This is a genomic window from Bilophila sp. 4_1_30 (assembly GCF_000224655.1).
GTDB lineage: Bacteria > Desulfobacterota > Desulfovibrionia > Desulfovibrionales > Desulfovibrionaceae > Bilophila > Bilophila wadsworthia.
In genome coordinates this window covers 216,465-225,906 of sequence record NZ_JH114233.1, presented here as the reverse complement: position 1 = coordinate 225,906, position 9,442 = coordinate 216,465, and the positions used below count along the sequence as shown (strand labels likewise).

Annotated in this window: 10 protein-coding genes; 4 read left to right on the top strand and 6 right to left on the bottom strand. The window is 62.2% G+C overall.

Translation table 11 applies throughout. The features are described from left to right. Positions 1 to 34 precede the first annotated feature (34 nt). The 6 genes from HMPREF0178_RS13060 to HMPREF0178_RS13035 form a co-directional block, all read right to left on the bottom strand. Positions 35 to 1,192, bottom strand: a complete 1,158-nt coding sequence (locus tag HMPREF0178_RS13060; RefSeq protein WP_009368518.1) for a UxaA family hydrolase — start codon at positions 1,190 to 1,192, stop codon at positions 35 to 37. Next, positions 1,189 to 1,497 carry a UxaA family hydrolase gene (locus tag HMPREF0178_RS13055; RefSeq protein WP_009368517.1) on the bottom strand — a complete coding sequence of 103 codons (309 nt, stop codon included), beginning with the start codon at positions 1,495 to 1,497 and terminating at the stop codon, positions 1,189 to 1,191. Before HMPREF0178_RS13055 ends, HMPREF0178_RS13060 begins: the two co-directional genes overlap by 4 nt. An 11-nt stretch (positions 1,498 to 1,508) precedes the next feature. Next, positions 1,509 to 2,585 carry an NAD/NADP-dependent octopine/nopaline dehydrogenase family protein gene (locus HMPREF0178_RS13050; protein WP_009368516.1) on the bottom strand — a complete coding sequence of 359 codons (1,077 nt, stop codon included), beginning with the start codon at positions 2,583 to 2,585 and terminating at the stop codon, positions 1,509 to 1,511. A 44-nt stretch (positions 2,586 to 2,629) separates the two neighbouring features. Further along, a complete protein-coding gene (dctP, locus tag HMPREF0178_RS13045) occupies positions 2,630 to 3,625 on the bottom strand; it encodes a TRAP transporter substrate-binding protein DctP (protein ID WP_009368515.1) in 996 nt (331 codons plus the stop codon). Positions 3,626 to 3,741: 116 nt separating this feature from the next. Further along, positions 3,742 to 5,046, bottom strand: coding sequence for a TRAP transporter large permease (locus HMPREF0178_RS13040; RefSeq protein ID WP_009368514.1), 1,305 nt, complete (start codon positions 5,044 to 5,046; stop codon positions 3,742 to 3,744). Position 5,047: 1 nt separating this feature from the next. Next, a complete protein-coding gene (locus HMPREF0178_RS13035; protein ID WP_009368513.1) occupies positions 5,048 to 5,578 on the bottom strand; it encodes a TRAP transporter small permease in 531 nt (176 codons plus the stop codon). Between the two features lie 276 nt (positions 5,579 to 5,854). Here HMPREF0178_RS13035 and HMPREF0178_RS13030 point away from each other — a divergent pair, with 276 nt between their 5' ends. From HMPREF0178_RS13030 to HMPREF0178_RS13020, 4 genes are all read left to right on the top strand, one after another. Continuing rightward, positions 5,855 to 6,622 carry a hypothetical protein gene (locus tag HMPREF0178_RS13030; RefSeq protein ID WP_009368512.1) on the top strand — a complete coding sequence of 256 codons (768 nt, stop codon included), beginning with the start codon at positions 5,855 to 5,857 and terminating at the stop codon, positions 6,620 to 6,622. A gap of 24 nt (positions 6,623 to 6,646) precedes the next feature. Continuing rightward, positions 6,647 to 7,168, top strand: coding sequence for a FadR/GntR family transcriptional regulator (locus tag HMPREF0178_RS13025; protein ID WP_009368511.1), 522 nt, complete (start codon positions 6,647 to 6,649; stop codon positions 7,166 to 7,168). Next, positions 7,165 to 7,338, top strand: coding sequence for an FCD domain-containing protein (locus HMPREF0178_RS21580; protein WP_157134935.1), 174 nt, complete (start codon positions 7,165 to 7,167; stop codon positions 7,336 to 7,338). The genes HMPREF0178_RS13025 and HMPREF0178_RS21580 overlap by 4 nt, the downstream gene beginning before the upstream one ends. 372 nt (positions 7,339 to 7,710) lie before the next feature. Next, positions 7,711 to 9,438, top strand: a complete 1,728-nt coding sequence (locus tag HMPREF0178_RS13020) for a ubiquinone-dependent pyruvate dehydrogenase (protein ID WP_009368510.1) — start codon at positions 7,711 to 7,713, stop codon at positions 9,436 to 9,438. Positions 9,439 to 9,442 lie beyond the last annotated feature (4 nt).

The following is a 9,442-nucleotide window of genomic DNA, read 5'->3' as shown; positions in this document are numbered from 1 at the left end:
CCCGGCATGTCGCGTCTCTCCACCCTCCATCCTGCTACCGCGCTTCCTCGTAAGGAATCGAAAACTCGTAGTCCCCGTTCTCCTCGGAACGGGTGAGCCGCCCTCCGGCAACCTCAAGCAACAGATCGTACAACGCCCTGCCCGTTTCCCCGATGTCCGCGCCGTCAACAACGACCCCGGCGTTGAAGTCCATCAGGCCCGGCATTTTGGCGTAGGTGTGCGGGTTGCCCGTCAGCTTGACCACGGGCATGACCGGAGAACCCACCGGAGACCCCCGGCCCGTGCTGAATACCGTAGCCGACGCCCCCGCCATGGCAAACCCGGCGAGGTTGACGGGATCGGGGCCGTTGGCGCGGTTGTCCACGATCCACAAACCCGGATGCGGGGGGCGCTCACCAAGCTTCAGGACGCCCTGTACCGGGGACGTGCCCATTTTCTTGATGTTGCCCATCGCCTTTTCCACGAGCGTGGTGATGCCGCCCGCCTTGTTGCCCGGCGTGGGGTTCACCGCCTCAATAGGCTGCCCGTGTGCGCGCAGGAACTCGGCGCGCAGCTCGTCGACCATGCCGAGGATCTGCTCCCCCGCCTCGCGGCTGACCGCACGGGACGCCACAATGTGCTCACAGCCCGGAATGCCCGGAACTTCCGACATGAGCACGGAACCGCCTGCGGCGATCACGAGATCGGTCATGGCCCCGATGACCGTGTTCCCGGCAATGGCGGTCGTCCAGTCGGAACCGCCGCACTGCACGCCCACAACAAGCCCGGACAAGGGGCAAGGCTGGCGCCCCAGATCCTGCGCGGCCCGCTGCATCTCGCGGACGAGTTCACAGCCTCTGGCCTCGGCTTCGACGGAACCGCCCTCCTCCTGAATGAGGATGGCGTGTACGGGCTTGCCGCCGCCGATGGCGATCTGCAGGTCAAGCGTCCTGATCTGCTCACAGCCGAGCCCCACGATAAGGACACCGGACACGTTGGGATGCTTGGCAAACGTGGTGAGGGCCAGCATAGTGCGGCTAAAGCTCTGCTCGCCCTCCACGCAGCCGCGCTCGTGGGTCAGCGGGACGGCCCCGGTCTTCCACGCGATATGATTGACGACCGTATTCGCGCAGGTGACGGTGGAGACGACGAGCACGATATTCCTGATGCCCACGCTCCCGTCGGCGCGGGGAAATGCCTGTAGCGAACTCATGCGCCCCTCCCGTCCCTGAACGCGGCGACGTACTGCCGACACAGTTCCTCGGTGATGTCCTCAAGATTGTGGGTGTGCACGAAGGCTCCGGCGGCAATGGGCGCGGAGGCCCTGCCGATGGGGACGCCGTACTTGCGGACGAGTTCCCCCTGCGCAACGGCTTCGACGGCGATCTTGTGCCCGAGCCCGATGTCCTCAAGCGCGGTCACCTCGCCCCCGGCATGGCGCAGCACGTCGCCCTTGCGGGTGTCCTGCGCGACCACGGCGACATTGTCCGCCGGTTCGATGCGGAGTGCTTTCATCATAATCCCTCCGATCATGCGGATACGAGGTTACGGATTGCCTCGGGCGTCATGCCCGCGAGCCCCATACGTTCCGCCGTCTGTCCGGTCACTGCGTAGTCCTCGCCGAGCAGTTCCCCAAGCAATGCGATAAGCGCATCCATGATAGGCGTGGGAACCCCGGCAAGCCTGCCGAGGGCCGCCATCGGCACCATCGAGTACGGCGTATCTTCAGTAAGGAAACGGTGATGCAGGCTTTTGGGCGCGAACCCGGCAAAGGCGGGGTTGGCCTGCAACACGTCGTACAGGGTTTCGCCCTCCACGCCGTACTGGTTGCGGAAGGTCTGCGCCGTGCTTACCAAATCAAGGCCGTAGGCACGGGCCACGGCCAGCCGTTCACGATCCGTGGCTTCGATGAGGCGGCACACGGCGGGCGTCATCCCCGCGTAATAGAACTCAAACTTCCCGCCCTCGCTCTCGATGCGCCCGGCGTTGGCCAGCATGGGCGCACAGTGCACGACCATATTGACCCCGGACATGCTGGTGGCGAGCACATTTTCGCCCTTGCGCCAGCCGGTGCAGAAAGCCCCGTCCACGGCGGCCTCCACCGCGGCGTAGTCGCCCGCCGGGAACGCCGCCAGCGTCACGGCCTTCTTGATCCCGCGCACGTTGACCACGCCGGGCTCCGTCGCGGCACAGGCATAGGGCAAGTTGTCCGTTTCCGCGACGAGCACGTCCTTCCCGGCCTCGCGCAGCGCGGCCTTGAGAGCCAACGTACCGTAATTGCCGGGCATCAGTACGATAATCTGACCATCCGAAAGCGCGGGCACGGCCAGATCGAAGAACGCCTTCTGCCCATAGGACGGCGCGGTGAAATAGACCACTTCCGCGCCGTCGAGCGCTTCGGCGATGTCCGTGGTCACGAGGCGGATCGTCGCGGTCCCGGTGATTTTGTTCTGGAGTTCGATGGTGTTGCCGCGACGCCTGATGGCTTCGATGGCCGTGGCGAACTGCGGCAGATCATACAGGGCGACATCGTGCCCACGGAGGGCAAGATCAGCCGCAAGGGCCTGCCCGCCGTTCCCGGCGCTGAGCACAGCGATTTTCTTCATGACAGTTCCTTGGGGCGGGGCGCGGCGAGCGCGCCCCTTGGCGGTTATTCGAGGACGAAGGTGGAGATGACTTCCTCATAGGCCTTGTCGCCTATCGCCTTCTTCAGTTCGGGCCACGAAGCCTTGCGGCCCTTTTCGGCAAAGGCGTTCTGCTGCTCGGGCGTCAGGTGGATGACGGTCCAGCCCGCCTCTTCCAGCTTCTTCTCATAGGCGGTCTGATCGGCCTCCGCGACTTCCCAGCGGCGGGCCTCGAACGCGGCGCTCTTTTCAAGCAGGATCTTCTGATCTTCGGACGACAGGGACTCGAACAGCTCCTTATTGATGAGCAGGGGCCAATTTTCGAAGTGGGTGTTCGCGGCGATGTAGCATTTCAGCAGATCGCGGAAGGAGGCGTAGTAGTTTTCCGCGCCGCCGCCGAAAATGCCGGAAACCATGCCGGTCTGGGCGGCGGTGAAGAATTCCGCGAACGGCAGGGGGGTGGCCTGATAGCCGAGGCCGTCGGCAAGGGCCTCCTGCGTCTTCATGGTGGGGACGCGGACCTTGATGTGGTGGCTGGCGTTGGGATCGGCGGGCGCTTCGGGGGCCTTCACAAGGCCGATGCCGCCGAAGTACACGGGCCAGTTGGCGAGGACCATGATGTCCTGCTTGTCAAACAGGTTGGCGCAGTATTCGGCGTAGGGGGTGCCGGTGCCGAAATTCTTCTTCGCGGTGGCGTAATCCTTGGCGACATAGGGCAGGATATAGGAGAGGAAACGCTTGTCCACCTGCGTGGAAACGGATTCGCAGCTCATTTCCACAGAACCGAGGGACACCTTTTCCTGCACGACGGTGTAGTCCCCAAGCTGGCTGGAGCCATAGATCCTGATGTCGATGCGTCCGTCGGTGGCTTCGCGCACTTCCTTGGCGAAGGCCTGCAAATCGCGCTCAATCACGGAGTCGGCGGGGCGGATGTGGGCAAGCTTCCACTGCGCCGCGAGGGCGGAACCGCCGGAAAGGGCCAGCAGGCCGCACAGCGCCAGTACAGACATGACCTTTTTCATGATGCTCTCCTGTGGTGAAGGGTTTTGGAGGCGCGCCGTCCGCGCCGCCTTGAGATACGGCCGCCGGCGGGGGAACCGGCGGCCGTGTCCGGGAAGATGCCTGTTTCCGCGTCCGGCTAGATGAAACCGAACAGGCGGGGGATGAACAGGCTCACGTCGGGCCAGTAGGTGGTGAGGAGCATGACCGGAACGTAACCGAGCAGGAACAGCCCCACATAGGGAAGGATTTCCACGAAATCAACCTTGCCGATCCGTATCCCGAGATAGAGCAGGCTGGCGTAGGGAGGCGTCAGGCTGCCCACGGCGAGGTTCACGCCGAAGATGGCCGCATACTGGATGGGGTCGAGGCCGATGGCCTTGGCGAGCGGCAGCAGCAGCGGAGCCACGAGGATGATCCCCGTGGTGTCGTTCACGATCATGCCCACGAACAGCAGGATGAGGTTGATGAGCAGCAGGATGAGGAAACTGTTGTCCGTGATGCTGAATACGCTTTCCACGATGGCCTGCGGGATCTGCAATACCACGTAGGTCTGGCTCAGCATCATGCTGCAAAAAATCATGATCATGATGCTGCCCACGGACACGGCCGAATCCTTGGTGCAATTGAAGGTATTGCGAAGGTTCAGGCCCCTGTAAACGAAGAACCCGACCGGCAGCGCGTAGATTACGGCTACGGCGGCGGCTTCGGTGGGGGTCATGGCCCCGGAATAGATGCCGCCGAGGATGAGCACGGGCATCATGAGTGCCGGGAGCGCCTTCCAGCCGCGCACGGCGATCTGCCTGCGCTTTTCCGTTTTGGAGAGCGGGGGCATGAGCTTGAGGTCAAAGCGGCGGCTCAGCACGAAATTGATGCCGCAGAAGATGATGATGGTGACGATGCCGGGGCCCACCGTGGACAGGAAGCAGGCGAGCACATTGGTCCCCGTCACCCAGCCGAAGATGATCATGGGCGTGCTCGGAGGAATGAGCACGCCGAGGATGGAGGAGCAGGTGATGAGCGCGGTGGCGAAGGCGCGGGGATAGCCCCGGCTGACCATTTCGGGGATCAGCATGTTGCCGGTGGCGGCGAGTCCGGTGAAGGTGCTGCCGGAAATCGCGCCGAGGATGGCGCAGGTGAGGGTGGCGACGAAACCGAGCCCGCCCCGGATGCGCCCGACGAACACATCAACGAATTCGAGCAGGTATTTGGCGATGCCGCTCTCGCTCATGAGCGACCCGGCATAAATGAACAGCGGGATGCACAGAAGCGTGGGGCTCAGAATCTGCTGGAGGCCCCACATCATCATGCCTTTCATGGTGACGCCGCCCACGATGCTCATGAAGGCGAGCGCGCCGCTGAAACAGAAGACGATGGGGACGCCGAAGGAAAGGAGGAGCATCAAAACGGCGAGGGAAACAACGGCAAGCGTAACGGGTTCCATGCTAGTCTCCTTCCTTTTCCACGGGCAGGGAGGCCGGGGTGGTCCTGTAGAGCGTGATCATGTCGCGCAGTTCGAGCAGCGTATACAGCGTCATGAGGAACATGGACACGAACACCGCCGCTTCAGCGTAAATCCAGGGAAGATAGAGGGAGGCCGTTTCCTTCTGGAGCCTGAGCGCGTACTTCAGGTAATCGTAGCCCCACCATGTGAGCCACAGCAGGATGGCGCTTGAAGCGAATGCCGCGATGCCCCGGAGCAGAAAGATCGAGCGCTGCCGCTTGCAGAAAATTTCGAGGACGCGGGCCACAAGCTGGCCACGCTCGGAGGAAGCCTTGACGGCGGCGAAGAGGTACAGCCAGACCGTCGGGAAGTAGCACAACTCTTCGATGCCCATGAGCGGCATCTTCAACACATACCGGAGGATGACCTGAACGAACATGAGCACGGCCACGCTCAACAGGCTGAAGACATTGATCCAGTCAAGCACCTTGTCCAGCATGGAGAAAGGCTTGGGTCTCTTGGGCACTTCCACGATCGCTTCTCCTTGTCCCTGTGAAAATGTTCCTGATAGGCGTATGCTGTCTGACAGCTTACAGATAAAAACGCCCTTTGTCAGCAGGGATCACGGCTTTGCCGGCAACATTCTGGAAAAAATATTTTTTTGCTTTTTTTAACGCGGTATTATAACGACACATTCCAGCAAGGCAAACACCGAGCCAAGAAGAAATCCGTTGGACAATCCAATCCGCAACCTGTATGCTGTCCGACATATTATGCCGACAACCGCCCACCGAATCAGGGATGCAGGATGCTTTTTCTTCTCATCAAACTCTTCACCACGCCCGCGCTCATTTGGGCCTCCACGCTGGCGGCCCGTCGCTGGGGCCCCGTCATCGGCGGCGGGCTCGCCGGGCTTCCCTTCATTTCCGGCCCGGCATCCCTGTTCATCGCGGTACAGTACGGAACCGCCTTCGCGGCATCGGCCGCCGCCTCATCCCTGCTCGGAGCCGTGGCTTCCTGCTGCTACTGCCTCGCCTACGCCCACAGCGCCCGGCGCTTCGGCTGGGCGGGCTCCCTCGCCCTCGCCATGCTCGCCTTTCTCCTCTGCGCCTTCCTGCTCTCGCGGGTTTCCTGCGGGCTGCCCATAGCGGTCTGCCTCAGCATCGCGGTCCCGGCGGCCTGCCTGCGGCTTCTTCCCGACATCCCCGGAACGGCGGACATGCGCCGGGTCCAACCCCCGTGGAGGCTTCCGGTCCAGATGTTCTGCGGGGGCCTCAGCGTCCTCATCCTGACCGAGCTTGCGGGCGTCGTGGGCGAGCAATGGAGCGGCATCCTGCTCACCTTCCCCATCATCAGCTCCATCCTGACCCCCTTCGCACACCTTTCTTTCGGGGCACGCGCCGCCGTGTTGACGATACGGGGATTGCTCGCGGGTTTTTTCGGCACATCCTGCTTCATCACCATCATCGCCGCCTGTCTGGAACCGCTCGGGATCGCCGCCGGGTATTGCATTGCCGCGCTCGGGGCGTTACTCACGAGCATTCTCATCATGTATTGCGTAAACAAAAGACGATAATCGAGCACGCTTTCAGGAGCCCCTGTGACCAACCCCTTCAAGCCTATAAGCAGAGTCAACCTCCACAGCGAGGTCATGCAGCAGATCACCGCCGCCATCCAGAGCGGGCAGTGGAAATCCGGCAGCAAGCTACCCGGAGAAATCGCGCTGGCCGAGATGTTTCAGGTCAGCCGTACCTGCATCCGCGAAGTCCTGAAGGCGCTGGCCTATTCCGGTGTCGTCGAATCGCGTTCCGGCGTCGGGACCTTCGTCAAGGACATCCCCTCCGAAGCGCCCTCCCCCGCCGTAGATCTGCTCAGCAGCACGGATTACACCCAGATCCTCGAAATGCGGAAGCTCCTCGAAGGGCAGGCCGCCTACTGGGCCACCGAACGGGCCACCCCGGAAGAAATCGCCGAACTTGAAAGCATCCTGAAACAGGAAGGCCTTTCCCTCAAAGACATTCACACCCGGTTCCACAACGGCGTCACCGCCCTCTCGAAAAATCCCATTCTCATCCATATGCTGGCAGAATTTCAGGAACAGTTCAAAAACAGCGCGAGTTGAATTTCGTCATCCTCCCCGATGAAGATCGCCTTGAACATTGGAAAGTGCTCGAAGCCATCAAATCCGGCTCTCCAGCCAAAGCCCGCCGCGCCATGCATCAGCACATCGACTACATTTGGAAGAAGCGCCCGCATCTTTTCCCCGGAAAGAAAGGCCCCGACAAAATGTAACGAGACTCCGCCCCTAACCCCCGGCGGCGTGTTTGCTCCAGCGGCTTGTCACCGAAGCAACCGCTTGATGGATATGGCGGCTACGAAAAAAACGTTCTTTCGTACGGCGTAAAGGAACTTTTTCAAATTTTTGCTGGAACGAACTCCCTCCGCGCCACCTCCCCACCAGTCAAAAGTCTTGGGAAGGGTGGGGGTCCGGGGGAGGGGAACCTTTCTTCAGAAAGGTTCCCCTCCCCCGGCACGTCGCGCTTCCCCAACCTCCCAAACGATTCTCACGCCAGCGGGTAATCATGGCTTCGCCCATCGGATTTCCTCTACGATTCCGGAAAGGTTTCCCACGGAAGCCGAATCCTTTTCTCTGGAGGCATCCCAATGTCGAAGCGAACCGTAGCGGAAGTACTTGTGGACGAACTGGCCGAAGCGGGCGTCACGCGGCTGTACGGGCTGGTAGGCGACAGCCTCAACCCCGTATCCGACGCGCTCCGCCGTGACGGGCGCATCCGGTTCATCCATGTGCGGCATGAGGAAACGGCCGCCTTCGCCGCCGGAGCCGAAGCCCAGCTTTCCGAAAAACTCGCGGCCTGCGCGGGGACGAGCGGCCCAGGGCACGTCCACCTCATCAACGGCCTGTACGACGCCAACCGGAGCTATGCCCCGGTCATCGCCATAGCCTCGCATATCCCCGGCTCCGCCATCGGGACGCGCTATTTTCAGGAAACGCACCCCGATCAGCTGTTCAACGAATGCAGCCACTGCAACGAACTTGTTTCCTCGCCTTCCCAGATGCCGCATGTGCTGCGCCGGGCCATGCAGACCGCCGTGAGCAAACGCGGGGTAAGCGTGATCGCCCTGCCCGGCGACGTCGCCGCCATGCCTATGAACGAAGAACCCTCACACGGCGTCATCCCGCCGCCTCCCGCCCCGGCAGCCAACGCCCATGACATCCAGCTCCTTGCCGACGAGATCAACAGCGCGCGCAAGGTGACGCTTTATTGCGGGTCCGGATGCCGCAACGCCCGCAAGGAAGTCATGGCCCTCGCGGACAAAATCAAGGCCCCCATCGGGCACGCATGGCGCGGCAAGCAGTGGATCGAGCCGGACAATCCTTTTGACGTGGGCATGACCGGCCTCATCGGGTTCGGCGGCGCGTATGAGGCGATGGAACACTGCGATCTGCTCATCCTGCTCGGCACGGACATGCCCTATTCCGCGTGGTATCCCAAGAAACCGCGCATCGTCCAACTCGACATCCGGGGCGAACATCTCGGCGGGCGGACCCGCATCGACCTCGGGGTCGTCGGGGACGTGGCCCAGACCCTGCATGCCCTGCTCCCCTTCGTGGAACCCCGGGATGACCGCAGGCATCTTGACGAGGCCATTGCCAATCTCAAGAAATCCCGGGAACACCTCAACGCCTACGTCGAGCATATTTCCTCAGAAGGCAGGCCGCATCCCGAGCATCTTACGTCGGTCATTGACGCCAACGCCTCCGATGAAGCCGTCTTCACCGTGGATACCGGCCTCAACGACGTCTGGGCCGCCCGCTACATCACCGCCAAGGTGGGCCGGAACATCATCGGCTCTTTCAACCACGGCTCCATGGCCTGCGCCCTGCCCATGTCCATCGGCGCGCAACTGCTCTATCCCGAACGGCAGGTCATCGCGCTCTGCGGCGACGGCGGCATGACCATGCTCATGGGCGAACTGCTCACGCTTGTGCAGTACAATCTTCCCGTCAAAGTCATCGTCTACAACAACGGCGCGCTCGGGTTCATCAATCTTGAAATGCGGACAGCCGGGTATCCCGAATTCCAGACGGACATGAAAAACCCCGATTTCGCCCGCATGGCCGAGGTCATCGGCATGAAGGGATTCCGCATCGAAAAAGGCGCGGACGTGGAACCCGTCATCAAGGCCGCCCTCGCCACGCCCGGTCCCGTACTCGTCGACGCCCTCACCGATCCCGCCGCCATCCCCCTGCCGCCCACCATCACCGCCGGAGAAGCCAAAGGACTTGCCCTCGGCCTCGGCAAACTCGCCCTCATGGGCCGTTTCAGCGCCACGATGGATATGATCAAATCGAACATCAGGCAGTTCTAGGGAG

Coding starts and splice junctions, on each gene's coding strand:
- HMPREF0178_RS13060 (WP_009368518.1), bottom strand. CDS start 1,192: ATGAGTTCGCTACAGGCATTTCCCCGCGCCGACGGGAGCGTGGGCATC.
- HMPREF0178_RS13055 (WP_009368517.1), bottom strand. CDS start 1,497: ATGATGAAAGCACTCCGCATCGAACCGGCGGACAATGTCGCCGTGGTC.
- HMPREF0178_RS13050 (WP_009368516.1), bottom strand. CDS start 2,585: ATGAAGAAAATCGCTGTGCTCAGCGCCGGGAACGGCGGGCAGGCCCTT.
- dctP (WP_009368515.1), bottom strand. CDS start 3,625: ATGAAAAAGGTCATGTCTGTACTGGCGCTGTGCGGCCTGCTGGCCCTT.
- HMPREF0178_RS13040 (WP_009368514.1), bottom strand. CDS start 5,046: ATGGAACCCGTTACGCTTGCCGTTGTTTCCCTCGCCGTTTTGATGCTC.
- HMPREF0178_RS13030 (WP_009368512.1), top strand. CDS start 5,855: ATGCTTTTTCTTCTCATCAAACTCTTCACCACGCCCGCGCTCATTTGG.
- HMPREF0178_RS13020 (WP_009368510.1), top strand. CDS start 7,711: ATGTCGAAGCGAACCGTAGCGGAAGTACTTGTGGACGAACTGGCCGAA.